Source organism: Hyphomicrobium album (genome assembly GCF_009708035.1).
Classification (GTDB): Bacteria; Pseudomonadota; Alphaproteobacteria; order Rhizobiales; family Hyphomicrobiaceae; genus Hyphomicrobium_A; species Hyphomicrobium_A album.
This window is the reverse complement of sequence record NZ_WMBQ01000001.1, coordinates 830,370-847,836: the sequence shown is the minus strand read 5'-3', so window position 1 is coordinate 847,836 and position 17,467 is coordinate 830,370. Positions and strand designations below refer to the sequence as shown.

The window sequence follows — 17,467 nt, the reverse complement described above, 5'->3', positions numbered from 1 at the left end:
CTTCGCGGCGCTTCAAGTTTCCGGGGCGAGCTTGCCGTCGAGGCCGCCGGCGCGCCAGTAGGCGTAGAGCAGACCTAGCAGGTAAATCGGAATCAGCGTGTCGGTGATCGCCGGGAAGAAGTTGTACGGCGCGTAGTTGCCGTGCGTGACGATCTCCTGCACGTGGCCCCAGGCGGCGCCGAACATGAAGAACGACCAGCCGATGGCCGTCGCCAGCCAGAAGCCGCCGCCGAAGAACACGCAAAGGAAGCCGAGGATCCCCCAGCCGCCGTCGTGCAGGCCGACCTCGAACTGGAACATGCTGCCCTTCGGCCAGCCGATCATCTCGGCGGCCTGGTCGGCGAAGAAGACGTGGGGGACGAAGCCGAACAGGAAGCCGACGGCGCCGACGTCGAAGACGAACGCGTAGACGAGAAAGATGCGGAGCACGTTGCGGCGCGTCCACGGCCCGTGCGTGACGGCAAGGTGGACGGGCGGAACCGTGAGGCTCAAGAGCAGCATGACGACGTTGACCATGCGATTTCCCTCCTGCGGCGACGTCTGCCGGGAGCAGGGAACACATGCAGATTTGAGAAATCAACAAAGTCGGCGCCGCAACCTTGCCGAGGTGCGGCGGCGGTGCGTCAGCTTCCGATGGTGACTCGCGGCTCGCTAGCAGCGGCACTCGGGCCGCCGTGAATCATTTCCAGCCGCAGCCGATCGAAATGCGGCTTGGCTGCTGTGTAGGCGGCGTCTTCGTCGGGTGCCATCCCGGACTCGACCTCGTGCCCATCGCGGGTGACGGACCAGCGCCAACCCTCCGGCGTTCCGGCGTCGACAACGGTGATATTGACCGCCGTCATTGAAGCCTCCTCTAACCGGGCGTCGTCGTCGGCAGGAGCGAAAGGATCACAGCCACAAGGACCAGGGCGGTGACCAGCGGCAGAACCCAAACCGGGCGCGGCTTGACGGGGGCTATGCGGCCTACGTTATCGTTGCTCATGACAGCACCATCGCGCCGGTCTTGGCGGGCGTCTGGCGGGCGGTATCGGGCCGCGAGGCAGCGCCGGCGAGGGCGACCATGCGAAGGGCGGCGGGATCGCGCTCGCCCCGAGCGACAGCCTCCATTACGCTAAGTGCCAACAGGCCGCGGACATTCTCGGCCGCGGCGCTCGATGGATAGGAGTTGAGGGATCTGAGCTCCCACCAAGCGTCGTAACAGACGCGGCCCATCATCGCGACGGTCTCCGCATCAAAGGTTCTCGGTAGCTGCATTGTGTGCTCTCCCAGGGCCTTACAGGCGGGAGCACACGCATCTCTCTGTCACAGGCGCCTGCGGAATCGCGTGCCCGATGATGCGCTGAACATAGTCACACTGGGGCCCCATAGCAAATCCCGTTCGGGCAACGGAGAAAGGGCCGGCTTGCGCCAGCCCCGCTCGTACGGTTTCGAACCCGACCAGCAGGTGCGCTTGAGCTTGCAGGCCGTGTGGCGGACGGCGTGACGAGGCCTCAGGTGCCAGCGACCCTAGCGCAAGGGTCGGTGATTGGAAGCGGCGCCGCGGCCCACCCGCGCAAATCCGCGCGGCCGGAACGGCGGCTTTGGGGGAGGCGTTTACGGAGACCTGGCGCGCAGGGCGGCGGCAGGTGCGTGCGCAAAAGGAGAACAGACATGGATTGGAAATGCGCGCTGGCCGGCGTGGCGATGGCCATCGCCCTGGCCCCGACGGCAGCGTCGGCGGATTCCGTCAGTGAGATCGAGAACGCCCGAGCCAAGGAGCGGTCGGGCCTATACCTCAACGACCGCGATCGCGAGCAGCTGCGGCGCTGGGGCGGCAATAGCGACTACGGCCGCTATGCCTATCGCGCCTACGACGATGGGCATTACGATGGCTATTACGGCGGCTACAGCTACGGGCCGGGTGTACGCATCTACGTCGGCCCGTACTGACGCCGCGAGAACTACGTCAGGAATTCTACCTTGCCGGTCTCGAGGTCGTAGATCGCCGAGAGGATCTTGAGCTTGCCCGCCTCGATGAGGTCGGCGAGCGTGGCGCTCGAGTCGGCGAGCCGCGCGGCCGTGCGCCGGGCGCTCTCGCGCGTGGCGTTGTCGACGAAATCGCCCGCCTTATCGCGCACGGCGAGTGCGGCGGGAATGATCGGATAGATCATCGGACCGATAGAGCCGGGGAACGTCGCGTTGCTGGTGACGACCTCGCACGCGCCTTTCACCGCCCCGCAGCTCCGGTGGCCGAGCACGACGATCAGCGGCGAGCCGAGCACCGCGGCGCCGTATTCGAGCGTGCCGATGGTAGCCGTGTCGGCGAGGTTGCCGGCGTTGCGGGCGACGAACAGCTCGCCCAGCCCGCGGCCGCCGAAGACGATTTCCGGCGGCACGCGGCTATCGGCGCAGCTGAGGATCGTCGCCCAGGGCGCCTGTCCGTGCGCGACGCGGGCGCGCTGGGCGGCGAGGTCGAGCTCGCAGACTTCCGGCTCTGTGACGAACCGCTTGTTGCCCTCGACGAGCCCCTCGAGCGCGTGTTCTGGGGAGCGAGCGGCTTCGCCGGGGGCGGGACCTACGGCACGGGCGCCTGTGGCGGTCATAGCGGCGAGAATGGAGCCGGCGCCGGCGGCAAGGAGCCCGCGGCGGTCGATGCAACATGGAGCAGGTTTGTGGGTCATGGACTCGCTCTGCGACGGAATATGCCGCAGCAGGAAGCGCCGAAAATATTAGCGGCGTGTGAATTTCGCTTGCGGACAGTCGGATTTCGCGCCGATCGTCGTTGCCATTCTCTTGCCGAGCGTCAGCCGCCGTAGTCGGCGTCGCTGACCTGCTCCAGCCAGTCGACCGCCTTGCCGTCGAGCGTCTCCTGCACGGCGAGGTGCGTCATGGCGCTATCCGTTGTGGCGCCGTGCCAGTGCTTCTCGCCCGGAGGAAACCAGACGACGTCGCCGGGGCGGATCTCCTCTTTCGGGCCGCCCTCGCGCTGCGCCCATCCCTTTCCGTAGGTGACGATCAGCGTCTGGCCGAGCGGATGCGTGTGCCACGCCGTGCGGGCGCCGGGCTGAAACGTGACGCTCGCCGCGGCGACGCGGGCTGGGGGCGGGGCCTGCAACAGCCGCTCGATGCGCACCGCGCCGGTGAAGTAGTCGGCCGAGCCCGGATCGGTCTGCCGCGTGCCCGCGCGTTTGATGTCCATGTGATCGTTCCTCTGTAAGCGGCCGATTGCTCCGCTATCGCATTTGGTGCACCTTGGCGAGACGCGGGGATGCTCGAATTGACGGGCAGGACAACACCACACATGGGGACTCGCATGATTGCCAATCGTATGTGCGCTTTTGCACTGTCTGCCGCTGCTGCCACCACCTTTTTCGCCGCGCCTGCAAGCGCCGGCAAGTACGACGGGATTTGGAGCATGACCGCGGTAACGACGCGCGGCCATTGCGGCGTCATCCCGATCGGCATGGGCATTTCGAACGGCCGCATCTATTCGACCGGCGGGTCGTTCGCATTCTACTCGATCAGCCTCGGCGGGCGCGTGTCCAATTCGGGCGGCGTGTCGCTGAAGGCGGTGGCCGGCCCGCGCGTTGCGCTCGGCACGGGCAGGTTCACGCACGTGCGCGGCAGCGGCCGGTGGCACGGCAAGGGGCCGTCGGGGCTGTGCTCCGGCACCTGGACCGCGACGCGCTCCTGACCTGGGCGCGATCCGCCGCCGTCGACAAGCTCGTAACCTCAACGTTGGATGGCCTCGATGCTCGAGCTGAGACCGACGTGCGAACATTGCAACAAGCCGCTGCCGCCCGACGCTGTAGACGCGCGCATCTGCTCCTACGAGTGCACCTTCTGCGCCGCGTGCGTCGAGGGTGTGCTGAAGAACGTTTGCTCCAACTGCGGCGGCGGCTTTGCACCGCGGCCGGTCCGGCCGGTGACGAACTGGCGAGGCGACAATTATCTCGGCAAGGACCCGGCCAGCACCAACGTCAGGCACCGGCCGGTCGATGCTGCCGCACATGCGACGTTCGCCGCGAACATCCGCGTCATTCCGCCGGAGCGGCGTTGACGCGCTGGAGCGCGGAACGCAAACGCCGGCCGCGACGAGGCGGCCGGCGCTGCTTGCGTAACTGGCAATTCCGCGCGGCTAGCGGCCCTTGGCCATGGCCGTCAGCCGGTGCGAAACGGCGATCCGCGCCAGGCCGCTGGTCAGGAAGCTGACGCCGAGCAGAATGCCGAGCGTGATTTGCGACATCGCATCGAGCTCGGCTGCCAGCAGGATGCCGACGGCGATGGCGACGATGCCCGCCAGCAGCAGCCAACCCCATCCGTCCACCGGCCGCAACTCGAAGGCCATGGCGAGTTGCGCTGCACCGTCGATGACGAACACGGCAGCCAGCAGCAGCGTCAGCAACACCATGCTGACATCGGGATGGCGCACGAGGTAGATGCCCAGCACCAGCTTCAACAGGCCGATGAGCAGCTGGCCGAAGAACGGTCCCGTGCCCTCGACCGTGAACGCGTCGGCGATGGTGACGGCGCCGGCGAGGATGAGGAGCCATCCGGCCATGATGGCAATCGCCAGCGTTGCGCCGAACGGGAACAGCAGCGCCAGCGCGCCGACGATGGCCATGGCGACGCCGCCCCAGTAGAGACGGTCGTTCTTCTTGGCGAGGGCGGCGAAGATCATCTGGCCGGGACGTGAATCGGGGGTCGGTTGTGCCATGGCATTTCTCCCTGAGCGGAATTGGCCGAGCCACGGCAGCGCCGGCAAGCCCGGCATGAGTATCCATTTACGGAAGCAAATTAGGTGCGCGACCGCGCTGGGGCGCGCGCTACAACGACGACACGCAACGAGTCACGATACCCCGGTGGCGCGCGCGCCGATAGGACTGAACGACGGCCACTGACACGACGTCGGGGGATAGGTGGCCGTCACGCGCTGGCAATACGCGCGCGGCGACTGCCCGCGTGGCCGCTCGCCGCTGCGCCGGCGTCGGGATCGCAGTTCCTAGCGCCGTGCCGCAGTCTTGGGGGTGCCGGCGTCTCGATCAGACTTCACGAGCTTCGGCGGCAGTGTCCGCTGCGTCGGCGCCGGCTGCGGCGGGGAAAGTTTTTCAAACAGCCAATCGGCCCAGGCGGTGAAGAGCATTGCGATGCGACCGGGCGGGGGACCAGATATCATGTCATGCAAACTCCAAGCGCGACTGCTTTCTGCCTAGCAGCCGCGCCTCGCGGAATCCCGTTTCGATTTCGTAATGTCGCCGATCAAGGCGGGGTGGTCCGGCCCGATAAAGGGCCGAGGGCAACTGGGGACGGCAAGCTAAATCGCCGAACTAGTTCGAAGCGATGGGGAGCACCCCGAAACTGCGATTGAATGCGTCCGCCGCGGCCGGGCGTGTTGCAGCGCGATACGCCAAGCGCCTGAGGCGAAGCTTTCTCGATCCTTCCCTGCGAAGGGTTGTCGCTTCGCCAAGAGCTGCGATCTCGACGCGCGATCCTTCGGCTTCGGCAGAATCGAGCTGGGCGGCAAGGACACCGGAAGCTACCCCCGGCTCCTGCAAGGCAGCGACTTTGGCGACGGGCATCGGCGGGACTGCCAGCGCCACCTCGATATGCCGTTGCTCGACACGCGAGGGCCGGCGCGGGTCCTTGTCCAATAGATAGGGCACACCGAGAGCGATCGCCTTACCGGCGACAACCGACGAGAGCTTGAGGGCGAACAGACTAAGGCCAGCCATCGCAAGCAAATATACGACGACTGCCCCACCCAGACTGACGGGTACTCTTGGCATGGGTAAGTAAGCCTCCGGGGGGAGGGCGAGTTCCACATCCTACTCTGCGCCATGGTGAACGTGCAGCCCCCCATTTGGGGGAAGGATGACGACGGTGCTTCGCCCAATCCCTGCTCCGGTGCCAGGTCCGACGTTGCCGCAGGGGCGCTGTGGCGCGCTCCGCCGCCCATTTCCCCGCCGCTATTTGACCGGCTCGCAGGTATAGCTCGACCCTTTGAAGGCGCTGATGCGCGGCGCCTTGTTATAGAACGCGCCGGCGCCCTCGCTGTCCGACGGCGGGTCGGCGATGTCCATGAAGAAGACCGGATCGCCGCTCAGGTCGCCGCGGATCCAGCAGGACTCCTGCGTGCGCACGACGGTGGCGAAGTAGCGGCCCTCCTCGAGGCGGCGCGCCTGGTCGGCATCGAGCCACATGCGGTACACTTGGCGGTCGTCGTCGAGCCTGAGCTTGATCTCGCCCTCCGGCTCGATGGGGACGAGGTTCAGGATGCTGCTGCCCTTCTCATCGGGCGGACCGATAGAGACCAGCAGCGTGCCGTCGTAGTGCGACTGGCAGCGGTACAGCGGCTTGGCCTTGAGCACGTCGTTCCAGTCTTTTGGATAGAGGGCGCGCTGCTGCTCGCAGACGTCCTCGGAGACGGCGACGGCGGCGTCTCCCGCGGCGAGGAACGCCAGCAAGAGAGCAGCAATCAGGAATGATGGGACGAGAGTGCGCATGCGCATGCGGAAAGAAAGCTTTGCGTTCTGACAACGGCGCGAGCATTGGCGGGCTTCAGTGCGGACGTCAAGCGCGTCGCATTGGGATGATAAACCACGGCCACGCGTCGCGCGGTTGATCGCGCGCGCAAATCCATGAAAAGTGTACGGCGCAAGTTCGAAAGGAGCTCTCCCGATGGCCAATCCGCTGCCCCGCGCCTGCAAGAGCCTCAATGACCTGAACGTCGGCGACACGTTGCGGCTGCCGTATTCCATCAGCGACGGCGACGTGCAGAAGTTCGCGGAGCTGTCCGGCGACTTCAATCCCGCGCACTTCAACGAGGACTATGCGAAGGGCACGGTCTTCAAGACGCGCATCGCCCACGGAATGATCTCGGTCGCCAAGTTCTCCGGCATCTTCGGCATGGACATGCCCGGCCTCGGCGCCATCTGGGGCGGGCAGAAGCTGACCTTTCTGGCGCCGGTGTTCTTGGATCAGCCCTACACGGCCGTCGCGCAGGTGAAGGAGAAGGGCGAGAAGAACGTCGTCTTCAGCTGCTGGGTGGAGGACAAGGAGGGCAAGCACATGCTCGAGGGCGAGGGCGTGCTCTATCCCATCCCGCAGAAGGTGAAGGACAAGATGGTGGCCGACGGGACGCTGGGGTCGCTGGTGGCCTGATCTGGCGCTGCACGGGCGTCTCGCCGCCGCGCGCATCCGAAGTCGCCTAACCTCTTCGGGTGGGCCGGCGCGAACGCGCCATCAATGATCTGTGCGCCATTGCGTTTTGGCTGCCGCCATTTCTCGACACGCTATTCGAATCCCTCCAGCGCTTTGAAACCTTATTTTGGAGGTATTCATGCGCCGGCAACTTTCTGCAATCGTCATTGCGTCGTCTCTGATCTTTGCAGCTGGAACTGCCGGCGCTGACGGCTGGGAGCCGGCCCGAACACCCGTCGCGCTAGCGCCCATCTGGACGGGCTTTTACGCCAACGCCGGCGTCGGCTACGGCATTTGGGATGCGGAGACGACGACCGATGCGCCCGGGCGCTGCGTCTCCTGCGCCACGACGGATCACGCCGGCAGAGGCTGGCTGGGCGAGGTCGGCTTCGGGTACGACCATCAGTTCACCGAACGCATCGTGGTCGGCGTTTTGTTCAACTACGACTTCGCCGACATGCGTGGACGAACCAGCGACGCGGTCTTCACGACCACCGAAACCAGCAATGACAGGGCTTGGTTCATTGGCGCCCGCGCCGGCTGGCTGATGACGCCGGACATCCTCAACTATTGGAGCGTCGGCTACACGCAGACGCACTTCTCGGGCGGGGCTCTGCACAACAGCTTCACCGGCGCGCTGCTGCCGAATGCCCAATTGGCGGACTACGAAGCCAGCGGCTGGTTCGTCGGCGGCGGCCTTGAAGTGGCCCTGCACAGCGGATGGTTTTGGCGCAGCGAGGCGCGCTATGCGGACTACGGTCGAGAGGCGCGCTTGGAATCGGGAATCGCGCCGCCCTTCTTCCTGAACTTCGATCCCGTCGTCGGGACGGCGACCACCGAGGTCGTCTACAAGTTCAACTGTTGCCATTGAACTAGTTCGGTTCGGCCACGGGCGGCGGCAGCACGGTAAGGCGCACTCGAGCGAGCGACCTGCCGACCGTGAGGTCGGCGGGTCGCTCAATTGCGCTGTTGCGTGCTTACTTCTTCTTAGGCGTGCCGAAGATCGCCTTGTCGATGGCCTTCAGGTCCGCATCGATAAGCTGGAAGATGTTGGGGTCCTTGGGCGTCGCGGCTTTCTTGCCGGCGGCAATCGCCGGAGCTGCGCCCATGGCACCCATCAGCAGGCCCGCGGCCGCCAATACGGAAAGGGTCTGTGCTGCGAACTTCATGTAAGACTTCCCCTGAATAGATACTCCTCGACCCGGTCGGGCGACCACGCGTGCGGCTCCCCCCGGAGCGTTGCAAACCTAGGCTAGCAAACTGACGGTGGTGTGGCGCAACGAAGATTTTCTCCTTAGCTCTGCAAAGTGTCGGCTAGCTGATGTAATGTGTACTGACGACCGGGCGCAGGAGACGTGCTGACCGGCCCGGATTGCCCTTATGAGGTAGTCGTGCTGCCGCGACTTCGTCCAAAAGTGTTATCGGAGGAAGCGCCCTCCTAATTGTCCCGCAGCCGCTCCGTCGATAGGCTCCTGCCTCACGGTGCTCGAGCTTCATTCCGCTTCTCATCGGACTGCGAGCCGAAGCCATGACCGATGCCGTCGCATTTGCCAAAAAAATTGTCCCGGCCCGCTTGCATCCTTTGGCACAGCGGATCCGTCTAGCCGTGCATCGAACGACGCCACGCTATCGCGCATGGCGCTATGGCAAGTGGCCGGTGCTGCAGTGTCAGATCGTCTACAACAAGCTGGGGGGCTATTGCATGCCCCACTCTTCCGCGGATCGTGTGGCTTCGCAGCTGCTGCTCCGGGGGTATGTGTATGAGCCGGACACGATCGAGTACATTGCGAAATATGCAAAGCATGGAGATGTCATCCACGCAGGCGCGTTTTTCGGCGACTTCCTGCCTGGGATTTCCCGCGCGTGTGCGCCTTCCTGCAAGATATGGGCGTTCGAGCCGGACCCCGAAAACTATCGCTGCGCGCTCATTACGATTCTCATCAATGATTTGCGGAACGTTAGGCTCATCAACGCTGCCCTCGGGGAAAAAGGCGGCACCTGCAGTCTCGTGACGAGCGACGCGGATGGCAGGGCGCTCGGAGAACTCAGTTACGTAGCGGCCGATCAGGGTTCCGGTCCGGATCGAGGCGACACAGTCACCGCACAGGTTGTCTCGATCGACGAAGTTGTTCCGCAAGACAGCGTGATCAGTGTCCTGCACCTCGATATCGAGGGATACGAAACGAATGCTCTTGCAGGAGCGTTGGCGACTATTCGCCGGAATCGCCCGCTCATAATTGTGGAAACGTTGCCGCCCAAGGAATGGCTCGCAGAGTTCCTCTTTCCGCTTGGCTATCGGATCGACGGTCATCTGCACAAACAGAACACGGTATTAGTCCCTACCTTGAGTTCGGCAGCTGCAGCTGAATAATCGGACACCGATGGCAGCAAGGGCCGTTAGCGGATAGTCATCCTGGCGTGCCAAGCTCGCGTGATTGCGCCGCTCCGGCCCCCCAGGATTGCGCCTGGGCACGAGCCTAGCGGGGGCGAACGCAGAGAGAGGAGAAACACCATGAACAAAGCTGCACTGCTGCTGACGATCGCTGCCGCTCTGTTTGCGACGAGCGCCGCCGCGCACGAGGAGATCGCCCCGGGCGCGAAGGTCACCGTCGTGTTTGACCAGGAGCTGCCGAACGTCCCGGGCAAGAGCATGCGCACCGTGCTCGTCGAGTACGAGCCCGGCGCCGGATCGCCTTCGCACCGTCACCCGCAGTCCGCCTTCATCTATGCGCGGGTGCTGGAAGGCGCGATCCGCAGCAAGGTCAACGACGAGCCCGAGAAGACGTACAAGGCCGGCGAGAGCTGGACGGAGAAGCCGGGGGATCATCATCAGGTGAGCCACAATGCGTCCGACACGGAGCCGGCGAAGCTGCTCGCCATCTTCGTGGTCGACACGGCCGACAAGAAGATCGTCATCCCGGATAAGTGAAGGCGGGTGGTCGTGTAGCCAGGATGGCGCGCATAGAATTACGTAGTAGAATTGGATGAGCCTGGAACAGCCTGTCTAGTCTTGCGACTAGTCACTGGATCGGAGCCTTGGGATGCGCGAAGGCACCCGGCATCCGCGCACGAAGCCGCAGCGGTGGACCACCCTGGCATGCGCCGGGATTGCCGCTCTCGCGGTCGGGATAGCCTCGGCCTCCGCCGAGGAACCCGGCCAAGCGCAAACCTCGGCGCAGCCGGTCGCCGTCGATCCTGCTATCGCCCAACCGGGGCTCACGCTCGAAACGTTTCTCGACCGCCTCATGATGGCGGAGTCGGGTGGCCGAGACGGGGCGCGCAATTCGCGTTCCACGGCCGTCGGCCCCTTCCAGTTCATCCGCGATACGTTTCTCTATGTCGTCCGCCGCCACTTCGCCGAAGAGACGGCGTCGCTCTCGTCCGTGGCGGTGCTGGGACTGCGCACCGACCGCGCCTTCTCCCGCCGGGCCGCAGAGGCGTACGCGAAGGACAATGCCGCACACCTTGCGGGCGAAGGCCTGCCGACGAGCTTCACCAACCTGCGCCTCGCCTACCTCACCGGCCCCAGCGGCGCCGTACGCCTGTTGCGTGCGCCGCCCCAAACGAAGGTTGCAAGGCTGCTCAGCTCGGCCGCCATTTCCGCCAATCCGTTCATGGCGCACATGACCGCCGAAGCGCTCATCGCCAAGTGCGCGCGAGATATCGAGGTCGATCCCCGCAACATGGCCGGCATTGCCGCGAACAGCGTGCGCGCCGCTCGCCCGGATCCTCCGAAGTTTGAGATCAAGTGCAATCAGAAGCTGCCGGCCTGCCGCCGCTGGGTCGCACTCCGCTCGGCGCAAAGCGATCGGGCCCTGGCGCGAAGCCCGCGACGGCAAGCGGTTCACTCGGCGCAGAAATGATGCGGGGGGTATCGGCTGGAAGCGGTGGCAGGCCCGCGCATTGCCTTATGGGCCGGACGGATTAGTCACGGGCACGGCCGTCGATCGCCTCCGGCACTCATCTCGTGCCCGCCTCCGGCAGGACTTTTTCGCTTGCGCGCCTCCGGCACGACTCTCTTGCCGGCCTTCGGCAGGACCGCTAGCCGCCGAGATTGGTCTGGCGACATTCGCCACCCAGATTTCGGTACACATTGCTTCTGATCCCGGCCTCAAGCGGCAAGATGCCGGCAACGCCGAGCTTCAACCCGTACAGCACGATGCGCACGGCGCCGTCCGGCGATGTGATCGTCGGTTTCCCGTCGGCATCGAGACCGTAGGTCCAAGCCGGGCGATCATCGCCAGCGAAGTTCGACCGCGTGCCGTCTGCCAAGAGAATGGCCCGTTCATAAAAACGGGGCGTCTCACCCTTTGGAAGAGCGACGTCGAAATAGAAGGATACGACGGCGCTCGTGCGCGTGAAGTTGTGGAACGCGCAATCGAGCGAGGGGGGCAAGCTTTCTTCAGACGGCGCTTGCGCCGCCTCCGCTGCCTCTTGCGGCGGCGCGGAAGGCTGTCCAGCCAAATGCACCGCAACGAAGCCCGCCAGGACAACGGCTGCGATACCGGCCAACATCAGCTTCACGGACCGGCCGGATGGGCGCGTTTGCATGAACGACGGCTCCAATTAGCAATGACCTGAAGCCGCATAGAGCGCACATCACTGCGCCCGATCAACGTGAGATGTGCACCAAGCGATGTCCACGAGTTCCCCTCGAGTCCTGGCCAAGCTTCGTGTCGCGCCGGGAGGCGCGCAAGGAAGAATGCTGGCGAGCCGACGCTCGCCTGCCCTCCACTCATATTTTGCGCGCCTCCGGCACGCTTCGCTCGCGCGCCTCCGGCACGACCTCCAGCCGAATTTCTATCCGATCTTTATATTTCGACCCGGCAAGCGACATGGATTTTATACGTGAGGAAGCCTAAGTGCCGATCAGCGGCATCGGAGGTGCACCATGCATGCTTCGCCACGGCCTGACTGGTTGTCGACGTCAGTGCCCGCCTACGCAATCCTGCTCTTGCTTTTGATCGCCTTGCTGATGGGCGTCGGGTCTGAACTCTGGCCAACCCCGGCGTTGATGATCGGCCCCCAGCCGCAAGCGTGCACGGATCTGCGACGCAGCGACGAAAGATTGGCTTGCCACGATCGCGAATTCGACCGCGTTCCCGCAGAGCCGGCGCGTGGCGCGTTGGCTCCGCTGGGTCGAGACGTCATAGATCCGAACGGATCAGGGCCGCGTTCAGGGTCATAGGGACGCCGACGTGGCTCTCGCCCCGCGCCGCGGCCAGGCTCTCCTGGCGGTGCCGTTCCCGATAACCGGCGCGCTGCTCGTCGCTGCGCTCCGCATGACAGCCAGGGCAACTGACGCCGGCCTCGTAAAGTTCAGACGCCCGATCCTCAACGCTCACGGGCCGGCGGCACGCCCGGCATAGCGCGTGGCTGCCCGGCTCGAGGCCATGGCCGACGCTCACGCGCTCGTCGAAAACGAAGCACTCGCCCTGCCATAGGCTCTGCTCGGGCGGAACCTCCTCCAGGTATCTCAGGATGCCGCCCTGCAGGTGATAGACGTCGTCGAGGCCCTCGGCCCTTAAAAACGCGGTCGACTTTTCGCAGCGGATGCCGCCCGTGCAGAACATCGCGATCTTCGGCGTGGCGTCGCCAGCCAGCAGGCGTTGGCGCTCGGCGCGGAACCAGGCGGGGAACTCGCGGAATGTCCGGGTTTGCGGATTGATCGCGCCGGCAAAGGTGCCGACGGCCACCTCGTAGTCGTTACGCGCATCGATGACGAGGGTGCCGGGCTCGCGGATCAGCGCGTTCCAATCCGTGGGCGCAACATACCGGCCGGCGCCGTGGCGGGGATCGATATGCGGCTCGCCCAGCGTCACGATCTCGCGCTTGAGCCGCACCTTCATGCGATGGAACGGATGGGCCGCGGCGCGGGAGAACTTCACCTCCAGACCGGCGGCGCCGACCAGGTGCCGGATATGATCCAGCACGCGCCCGATCGCGGCATCCGATCCGGCGATGGTGCCGTTGATCCCCTCCGGCGCGAGGAGCAGCGTGCCTTTCACGCCCTCAGCGCAGCACAGACGCGCGAGCGGCGCGCGGGCGTTTCCGCAGTCGGGAAGCGCGCTGAACTTGTAGAGCGCCGCAACGCAAATGGGTCCGTCACCTTGCATGGTGCCAGTCTATATCCGCTGTGCGGGCCGACCGGAAGCGGGGCCGCTACAGTTGACATTCCACACCTATTTCGCGGGCAGGTCTTGACCCGACAGGTTGTCCGCGGTGGCATCCACACTCGCTTCGACTCGTTGCATCCCGAGGATCCAAATGCTCGAAAGCGAGACCGCACTAATTGTCGGAGCCGGTGGACGCGCGGCCTTGGGCCTGCCGTCGGCAAGGCCGCTATGGCAAGCCATGCGGGACGCGATGAACCGGTTGCAGGCGCTGAGGTCGCCTGCGTGGCGCGTGCTTGAGGCATGGCCGCAGAGCCCACAGGCCTGGGGCGCCTACACACTCAACGGACTGGCTTCCCGCGTTGCTCTCGAAGACCGGCAAGCCGCGCCCCACTTCACCGCCATGTACTCACGCGAGGTGGACCGCGCCTACTTGCTCGCGGCGGCCCTCGTATTCCAGCGCGCATCCGCCGATCGGGACCGGCTATCCGTGCTCGACTTTGGCGGCGCCACGGGCGCGTACCGTCACGTCGCGTGCGGCGTCGCCAGCATCCCCGTCGATTACACGGTTCAGGAGCTCGGCGCGATATGCGAGGCGATGCGCCCGCTGCGCCCGTGGGTGCGGTACGTGTCGCGCGACAGCGCGTTGGCGCCCACGTACGGTGTGGTGCTCGCCTCCGGCGCGCTGCAATACCTTGAAGATTGGCGCGGCCGGCTTCGGCTATTGGCCGAGCGCACCGAACACACCCTATTCATTTCGCGCGCGCCGGTACTGAAGGGCCGCACAGTTATCGTTCAACAGATGATGCCAGGCGGCGCCAATGTCGGGTGGGTGTGGAACCGCGACGAGCTGGTGAACGAGGCGTGTCGGTGCGGCTTGTCGCTCACCGATGAATTCCACTTCCAAGACGACTTTTCGCCGATCGCGGGGCTGGGGGAAGGTCCGACAATTCGCGGCTTCGCTTTCCGCAGGCAATAGCACTGTCGGTCGGAGCCACGACGAACGGATGGGCCGCGGCGCCGCTAAGCCTTCCCCGCCGATATTGCCGCTTCGGCGACCCAGGTGGCGCGGCGGCGGATGCCGGGATCGGGGCTTTGCATGCGCCGGGCGACCTCCTCGTCCAGGAAGTCCGACCAGATCGCGCAGGCGAGGCGGCCGAAGTGGCGGAACTCCACGCGGTCGCGGTTCTCTGGCACGCCTGCGGCATGGCCGTCGATGGCCGCCAGCACGACGCGCGCGAGCCGCTGGCGCTGCGCCTGGGTAAGCGGCGCCCGCTTGAGGTGGCGGATGATCTTCTGCTTCTCGTAGCCCGAGCGGAAGAACCAGGGGTCGGCTTCGAGAAAGGCGATGCCCGTCTCGACGAAGCGGACGTGGCCGTTGGCAAGACCCGGCATGAAGGCCGCGTCGGTGCTGGGCAGGGCAGCGGCGGTCTTGGTCCAGAAGTCTTGCAGCAGCGCGGTGTAGCGATCGGGGTCGCGTTCGCGCACGTGCTCGCGGAAGGCGCGGTTGACCGTCTCGTGCGCGAGCCGGGCCGCTTCCCCGCGGCGGCGCCAGGTTTCGATATCTCCCGTCATGCCTGAAACGGTCCCGCCGAAAACGGCGCCGAGTCAGTCTCGGAGGTTACAGGATCGCACCGCGTCGTCGTCTTTTGGCTCGCCTCCGGCAAGGGTGAAAGGACAGCGTGCTCCGCAACCGCTATCGTGCCGGGCGGGCGACGGAGGTCGGGAGACCAGCCATGAGCGTGACGAGCATTTTCGACGCGTTGTTCGTGAACCAGCTGTTCCGCACCAACGCGCGCGGCGAGACGGTCTTCTATCCCAATGGCGCGGGGGCCCGCGGCTATCTCGTGCCGGCCGCGCGCGAGGCGAGCGTGCGGTCCGGCGTGCGGCGCCTCGCTCTCATCGCGCTGGTGGGCGCCATCGTGCTCGCGGTGGTTCTGCCGCGAACCTTGGAGGCGTGGATGGGTATGACGATCCCGCTCGGCTGGTTCATCGCCTACGCCCTGATCGCGTTTTTAATCGCCTTCGGCGCCATCATCTATGCGCTGTCGCGCCTGACGGAGGGACTGGCACCCGCGCCCGCCCGCGATTGATCTACGCGGCGAGGCGCTGGCCGGACGGGACGGTCGAGAGAGGCAAGGGCTGGCAGCTGCGCGCCGCGACGAGATCGCTCGGCGGTTCGACGCCGGCGTCGCCCATCGCTCCCGCTGCATGGCCCTGGTCGGCACGTTCGACCGGCCTGTGCAGGTACTTCATCGTGGCATATGCGCCGATCCATGAGCCGAGCGCGGCAAACACCACGTAGATCCAGTTGTTGGTGAAGCTGATGACCGCGAACGCGGAGAGCATGTACGACATGGCGCTCCAGTTCGCGGCGGCGAGATCCTTGCGGTGGATGATCGAAGCCGTGAACAGCACGCACACGGCGTCGGTGAGCGCCGTCGCGGCGACGACGCCGAGGGCGATCCAGGGATCGATGTTTGCCAGGTGCTCCATGCCCCCAGGCTAGCCGGCGGAGCTTAATTCCAGGCGTAAGCCGATCCGGAATTTTGGACGGTCGCCTTTACTTCTCTTACCGCGGGGTTTCCGGGGACCGGCGTTCTGCGGCGGCGGGGCGGGTGGCCAGCCACGCGTTTGGCGCAAACGTGAGGCATTGGCAGTGGCTCCCGGGACGGGGTCCGGGCCGCGGCAAGCGCTGAGCAACTGGAACGCGAGGACAGGGGGACATAGTTGTGATTTTGGTTTGGACCGGACTTGCGATCGCCGCGTTGGCGCTGATCGCGGTTTTGGCGAGCGCCGGCCGCCTGCGCCGGTTTCTCAAACTGCGCGAGGAGGTGCGGACGCGGCTCCAGGATCTCGCGACCGTGGTCGCCCCGGCGCAGGCCGAGACCGCGGCCGTGCTGGAGGAGGCGAAGCACGTCTTCCACGAGCTCGGGACGCGCATGTCGGGTTTCGCCCGTAGCGGAATCGCCAAGCTCTCCATTCGCGGCATGGGGTTCGATCCGTCCTCGGCATCCAGCGGGTTGATCGGCTTTTCCAACGCCCTTCCGGTCTACGGCATCGAGCGTCTGCGCTGGCGCGCGCAAGTCGTGCGCGCCCTGAAAATTCAGAACGCCGGCGCGGATGCACGAATGAAGCGCTCGCGTCTCGACCCCCTGCTTGTCGTCGTGGCGCTGGCCGGGCTCGCCGTCGCAGTTTGGACGTACACGGCGAACCGGAACCTGCAACACGCTTTGCAGTCGGCGCACGCCGTCCGGGCTGCAATCGAGGACGACACCAGGACAACGCGTGACCGCGCGGCGCAAGCCGAGAAAGCGAAGCTCGCCGTCGAGCAGTCGATTGCCGAAGTGCGCGCCCAATTGGTGGAGGCCCGTAATGGCCAAGCGGCAAGCGCTCGCTCGCTCGCCGAAATCAACGCCCAATTGGCCCTAACCCAGAAGGCGAAGGTCGCGGCGGAGCTGTCCGTGGAGAAGATGAAGGAGCAGCTTGCCTCCTCGGAGAGTGCCAGAAAGTCCGCGGAGGATCGGTTGAAGGCGCTCGGCGACGCGTTGGCCGCTCTCACAACTGCGAAAGACGACGCCGAACGGAGCCTCAAGGCGGCGAACGACCAACTGGCGCGGCTCAAATCCGCCAAAGAGGACTCCGATGCGGCTGCCGCGAAGGCGGCCGAAGACATCGAGCGAGAGAGAAAGGCCCGTGACGCAGCGGAGCAGGCGCCGCCTTCCCCGCCACCGCCGACTCCTTGATGGGGCGCGAAATCCTGCACGGCGAGCCGTGGGGAGGATGGGCGTGATCGTCTTGATCGACGTGTTCGGACGGTCGTCACCTGAGGCGGCGGACATGGATATTTATGTCGAGATCGATGTCCGCCACGCAGCGTTGCGTCGTGCGATGCGAGCTGCCCGCATGCCACGGCCCTCCGCGCGTCTCGACATCGCGCATGCCGGCAACAAGAAGGCAGCGCCACTCTCCGCCCCGCGGCAACGGCTTGCTGCTCTCACCACCGAACTGGAAAGCGAGCAGCTTTTCCTCACCGTTCGTATGGCCGAGGATGTGCGGGCACAGCTCGCGGTAGTGGCCGTTGTAATGGCAGGTGACCTGTCGCTCGGCGAGGATGGCTTTGCGGATGAGCGTATAGGTCGCGCTGGGCATCGTCGCTACTCTCGACCTCTTGC

Annotated in this window: 24 protein-coding genes and 1 pseudogene; 11 read left to right on the top strand and 14 right to left on the bottom strand. The window is 65.5% G+C overall.

The window, feature by feature from the left end; genetic code table 11:
- Nucleotides 1-12: 12 nt before the first annotated feature.
- The 3 genes from GIW81_RS04145 to GIW81_RS04135 all read right to left on the bottom strand — a co-directional run bounded on the left by GIW81_RS04145 (nt 13) and on the right by GIW81_RS04135 (nt 1,254).
- The gene (locus GIW81_RS04145) at nt 13-516 is read right to left on the bottom strand and encodes a DUF6790 family protein (RefSeq protein WP_154738056.1); all 504 of its coding nucleotides are present in this window, start codon (nt 514-516) and stop codon (nt 13-15) included.
- 107 nt (nt 517-623) lie between these two features.
- A complete protein-coding gene (locus GIW81_RS04140; RefSeq protein WP_154738055.1) occupies nt 624-842 on the bottom strand; it encodes a hypothetical protein in 219 nt (72 codons plus the stop codon).
- A gap of 136 nt (nt 843-978) precedes the next feature.
- Nucleotides 979-1,254, bottom strand: a complete 276-nt coding sequence (locus tag GIW81_RS04135; protein WP_154738054.1) for a hypothetical protein — start codon at nt 1,252-1,254, stop codon at nt 979-981.
- 396 nt (nt 1,255-1,650) lie between these two features.
- Here GIW81_RS04135 and GIW81_RS04130 point away from each other — a divergent pair, with 396 nt between their 5' ends.
- Nucleotides 1,651-1,929 carry a hypothetical protein gene (locus tag GIW81_RS04130; protein ID WP_154738053.1) on the top strand — a complete coding sequence of 93 codons (279 nt, stop codon included), beginning with the start codon at nt 1,651-1,653 and terminating at the stop codon, nt 1,927-1,929.
- Between the two features lie 11 nt (nt 1,930-1,940).
- Here GIW81_RS04130 and GIW81_RS04125 read toward each other — a convergent pair whose 3' ends face one another.
- The gene (locus GIW81_RS04125) at nt 1,941-2,660 is read right to left on the bottom strand and encodes a carbonic anhydrase (protein ID WP_154738052.1); all 720 of its coding nucleotides are present in this window, start codon (nt 2,658-2,660) and stop codon (nt 1,941-1,943) included.
- Nucleotides 2,661-2,782: 122 nt separating this feature from the next.
- On the bottom strand, nt 2,783-3,178 hold the full coding sequence (locus tag GIW81_RS04120; protein WP_154738051.1) for a (R)-mandelonitrile lyase: 396 nt from the start codon (nt 3,176-3,178) through the stop codon (nt 2,783-2,785).
- A 114-nt stretch (nt 3,179-3,292) separates the two neighbouring features.
- Between GIW81_RS04120 and GIW81_RS04115 the strand changes: the two genes are divergently transcribed.
- Complete coding sequence (locus GIW81_RS04115; RefSeq protein ID WP_154738050.1) at nt 3,293-3,673, top strand: hypothetical protein; 381 nt, start codon at nt 3,293-3,295, stop codon at nt 3,671-3,673.
- 57 nt (nt 3,674-3,730) lie between these two features.
- On the top strand, nt 3,731-4,039 hold the full coding sequence (locus GIW81_RS04110) for a DUF1272 domain-containing protein (protein WP_154738049.1): 309 nt from the start codon (nt 3,731-3,733) through the stop codon (nt 4,037-4,039).
- 78 nt (nt 4,040-4,117) lie between these two features.
- On the opposite strand, the gene GIW81_RS04105 is transcribed toward GIW81_RS04110, so the two are convergent.
- From GIW81_RS04105 to GIW81_RS04095, 3 genes are all read right to left on the bottom strand, one after another.
- Nucleotides 4,118-4,696, bottom strand: a complete 579-nt coding sequence (locus tag GIW81_RS04105; protein WP_195930355.1) for an HdeD family acid-resistance protein — start codon at nt 4,694-4,696, stop codon at nt 4,118-4,120.
- Nucleotides 4,697-5,306: 610 nt separating this feature from the next.
- Entirely contained in the window at nt 5,307-5,765 is a 459-nt protein-coding gene (locus tag GIW81_RS04100; protein ID WP_154738047.1) for a hypothetical protein, read from the bottom strand.
- 180 nt (nt 5,766-5,945) lie between these two features.
- Nucleotides 5,946-6,488, bottom strand: a complete 543-nt coding sequence (locus GIW81_RS04095) for a hypothetical protein (RefSeq protein WP_154738046.1) — start codon at nt 6,486-6,488, stop codon at nt 5,946-5,948.
- Between the two features lie 169 nt (nt 6,489-6,657).
- On the opposite strand from GIW81_RS04095, the gene GIW81_RS04090 reads away from it, so the two are divergent.
- Both GIW81_RS04090 and GIW81_RS04085 read left to right on the top strand, forming a co-directional pair.
- The gene (locus tag GIW81_RS04090) at nt 6,658-7,140 is read left to right on the top strand and encodes a MaoC family dehydratase (protein WP_154738045.1); all 483 of its coding nucleotides are present in this window, start codon (nt 6,658-6,660) and stop codon (nt 7,138-7,140) included.
- 178 nt (nt 7,141-7,318) lie between these two features.
- Nucleotides 7,319-8,050: an outer membrane protein gene (locus GIW81_RS04085; protein WP_154738044.1), complete on the top strand. Its 732-nt coding sequence runs from the start codon at nt 7,319-7,321 to the stop codon at nt 8,048-8,050.
- Nucleotides 8,051-8,156: 106 nt separating this feature from the next.
- Here GIW81_RS04085 and GIW81_RS04080 read toward each other — a convergent pair whose 3' ends face one another.
- Nucleotides 8,157-8,348, bottom strand: a complete 192-nt coding sequence (locus GIW81_RS04080) for a hypothetical protein (RefSeq protein ID WP_154738043.1) — start codon at nt 8,346-8,348, stop codon at nt 8,157-8,159.
- 359 nt (nt 8,349-8,707) lie between these two features.
- Here GIW81_RS04080 and GIW81_RS04075 point away from each other — a divergent pair, with 359 nt between their 5' ends.
- The 3 genes from GIW81_RS04075 (at nt 8,708) to GIW81_RS04065 (ending at nt 11,042) form a co-directional block, all read left to right on the top strand.
- Nucleotides 8,708-9,550, top strand: a complete 843-nt coding sequence (locus tag GIW81_RS04075; protein WP_154738042.1) for an FkbM family methyltransferase — start codon at nt 8,708-8,710, stop codon at nt 9,548-9,550.
- A gap of 141 nt (nt 9,551-9,691) precedes the next feature.
- Nucleotides 9,692-10,108: a cupin domain-containing protein gene (locus GIW81_RS04070; RefSeq protein WP_154738041.1), complete on the top strand. Its 417-nt coding sequence runs from the start codon at nt 9,692-9,694 to the stop codon at nt 10,106-10,108.
- Between the two features lie 112 nt (nt 10,109-10,220).
- Complete coding sequence (locus tag GIW81_RS04065) at nt 10,221-11,042, top strand: hypothetical protein (RefSeq protein ID WP_154738040.1); 822 nt, start codon at nt 10,221-10,223, stop codon at nt 11,040-11,042.
- Between the two features lie 178 nt (nt 11,043-11,220).
- Here the strand turns inward: GIW81_RS04065 and GIW81_RS04060 are convergent, their stop codons facing one another.
- On the bottom strand, nt 11,221-11,703 hold the full coding sequence (locus GIW81_RS04060; protein ID WP_195930353.1) for a hypothetical protein: 483 nt from the start codon (nt 11,701-11,703) through the stop codon (nt 11,221-11,223).
- A 623-nt stretch (nt 11,704-12,326) separates the two neighbouring features.
- Entirely contained in the window at nt 12,327-13,295 is a 969-nt protein-coding gene (trhO, locus tag GIW81_RS04055) for an oxygen-dependent tRNA uridine(34) hydroxylase TrhO (RefSeq protein ID WP_154738038.1), read from the bottom strand.
- Nucleotides 13,296-13,446: 151 nt separating this feature from the next.
- On the opposite strand from trhO, the gene GIW81_RS04050 reads away from it, so the two are divergent.
- Entirely contained in the window at nt 13,447-14,271 is an 825-nt protein-coding gene (locus GIW81_RS04050; protein WP_154738037.1) for a class I SAM-dependent methyltransferase, read from the top strand.
- A 44-nt stretch (nt 14,272-14,315) separates the two neighbouring features.
- On the opposite strand, the gene GIW81_RS04045 is transcribed toward GIW81_RS04050, so the two are convergent.
- Nucleotides 14,316-14,867, bottom strand: coding sequence for a hypothetical protein (locus tag GIW81_RS04045; protein WP_154738036.1), 552 nt, complete (start codon nt 14,865-14,867; stop codon nt 14,316-14,318).
- A gap of 161 nt (nt 14,868-15,028) precedes the next feature.
- On the opposite strand from GIW81_RS04045, the gene GIW81_RS04040 reads away from it, so the two are divergent.
- Nucleotides 15,029-15,385 carry a hypothetical protein gene (locus GIW81_RS04040; protein WP_154738035.1) on the top strand — a complete coding sequence of 119 codons (357 nt, stop codon included), beginning with the start codon at nt 15,029-15,031 and terminating at the stop codon, nt 15,383-15,385.
- 142 nt (nt 15,386-15,527) lie between these two features.
- On the opposite strand, the pseudogene GIW81_RS04035 reads toward GIW81_RS04040, so the two are convergent.
- Nucleotides 15,528-15,788: pseudogene (locus tag GIW81_RS04035) on the bottom strand (hypothetical protein); the annotation flags it as partial.
- Between the two features lie 236 nt (nt 15,789-16,024).
- Here GIW81_RS04035 and GIW81_RS04030 point away from each other — a divergent pair.
- Nucleotides 16,025-17,038, top strand: a complete 1,014-nt coding sequence (locus GIW81_RS04030) for a hypothetical protein (protein ID WP_154738034.1) — start codon at nt 16,025-16,027, stop codon at nt 17,036-17,038.
- 76 nt (nt 17,039-17,114) lie between these two features.
- Here GIW81_RS04030 and GIW81_RS04025 read toward each other — a convergent pair whose 3' ends face one another.
- Nucleotides 17,115-17,444 (bottom strand): hypothetical protein, encoded by a 330-nt coding sequence (locus tag GIW81_RS04025; protein WP_154738033.1) that lies wholly within the window; start codon nt 17,442-17,444, stop codon nt 17,115-17,117.
- Nucleotides 17,445-17,467 lie beyond the last annotated feature (23 nt).

Excerpts from the sequence above, each read along its gene's own strand:
- GIW81_RS04145 (WP_154738056.1), bottom strand. The coding sequence starts at position 516 with ATGGTCAACGTCGTCATGCTGCTCTTGAGCCTCACGGTTCCGCCCGTC.
- GIW81_RS04140 (WP_154738055.1), bottom strand. The coding sequence starts at position 842 with ATGACGGCGGTCAATATCACCGTTGTCGACGCCGGAACGCCGGAGGGT.
- GIW81_RS04135 (WP_154738054.1), bottom strand. The coding sequence starts at position 1,254 with ATGCAGCTACCGAGAACCTTTGATGCGGAGACCGTCGCGATGATGGGC.
- GIW81_RS04130 (WP_154738053.1), top strand. The coding sequence starts at position 1,651 with ATGGATTGGAAATGCGCGCTGGCCGGCGTGGCGATGGCCATCGCCCTG.
- GIW81_RS04125 (WP_154738052.1), bottom strand. The coding sequence starts at position 2,660 with ATGACCCACAAACCTGCTCCATGTTGCATCGACCGCCGCGGGCTCCTT.
- GIW81_RS04120 (WP_154738051.1), bottom strand. The coding sequence starts at position 3,178 with ATGGACATCAAACGCGCGGGCACGCGGCAGACCGATCCGGGCTCGGCC.
- GIW81_RS04115 (WP_154738050.1), top strand. The coding sequence starts at position 3,293 with ATGATTGCCAATCGTATGTGCGCTTTTGCACTGTCTGCCGCTGCTGCC.
- GIW81_RS04110 (WP_154738049.1), top strand. The coding sequence starts at position 3,731 with ATGCTCGAGCTGAGACCGACGTGCGAACATTGCAACAAGCCGCTGCCG.
- GIW81_RS04105 (WP_195930355.1), bottom strand. The coding sequence starts at position 4,696 with ATGGCACAACCGACCCCCGATTCACGTCCCGGCCAGATGATCTTCGCC.
- GIW81_RS04100 (WP_154738047.1), bottom strand. The coding sequence starts at position 5,765 with ATGCCAAGAGTACCCGTCAGTCTGGGTGGGGCAGTCGTCGTATATTTG.
- GIW81_RS04095 (WP_154738046.1), bottom strand. The coding sequence starts at position 6,488 with ATGCGCATGCGCACTCTCGTCCCATCATTCCTGATTGCTGCTCTCTTG.
- GIW81_RS04090 (WP_154738045.1), top strand. The coding sequence starts at position 6,658 with ATGGCCAATCCGCTGCCCCGCGCCTGCAAGAGCCTCAATGACCTGAAC.
- GIW81_RS04085 (WP_154738044.1), top strand. The coding sequence starts at position 7,319 with ATGCGCCGGCAACTTTCTGCAATCGTCATTGCGTCGTCTCTGATCTTT.
- GIW81_RS04080 (WP_154738043.1), bottom strand. The coding sequence starts at position 8,348 with ATGAAGTTCGCAGCACAGACCCTTTCCGTATTGGCGGCCGCGGGCCTG.
- GIW81_RS04075 (WP_154738042.1), top strand. The coding sequence starts at position 8,708 with ATGACCGATGCCGTCGCATTTGCCAAAAAAATTGTCCCGGCCCGCTTG.
- GIW81_RS04070 (WP_154738041.1), top strand. The coding sequence starts at position 9,692 with ATGAACAAAGCTGCACTGCTGCTGACGATCGCTGCCGCTCTGTTTGCG.
- GIW81_RS04065 (WP_154738040.1), top strand. The coding sequence starts at position 10,221 with ATGCGCGAAGGCACCCGGCATCCGCGCACGAAGCCGCAGCGGTGGACC.
- trhO (WP_154738038.1), bottom strand. The coding sequence starts at position 13,295 with ATGCAAGGTGACGGACCCATTTGCGTTGCGGCGCTCTACAAGTTCAGC.
- GIW81_RS04050 (WP_154738037.1), top strand. The coding sequence starts at position 13,447 with ATGCTCGAAAGCGAGACCGCACTAATTGTCGGAGCCGGTGGACGCGCG.
- GIW81_RS04045 (WP_154738036.1), bottom strand. The coding sequence starts at position 14,867 with ATGACGGGAGATATCGAAACCTGGCGCCGCCGCGGGGAAGCGGCCCGG.
- GIW81_RS04040 (WP_154738035.1), top strand. The coding sequence starts at position 15,029 with ATGAGCGTGACGAGCATTTTCGACGCGTTGTTCGTGAACCAGCTGTTC.
- GIW81_RS04025 (WP_154738033.1), bottom strand. The coding sequence starts at position 17,444 with ATGCCCAGCGCGACCTATACGCTCATCCGCAAAGCCATCCTCGCCGAG.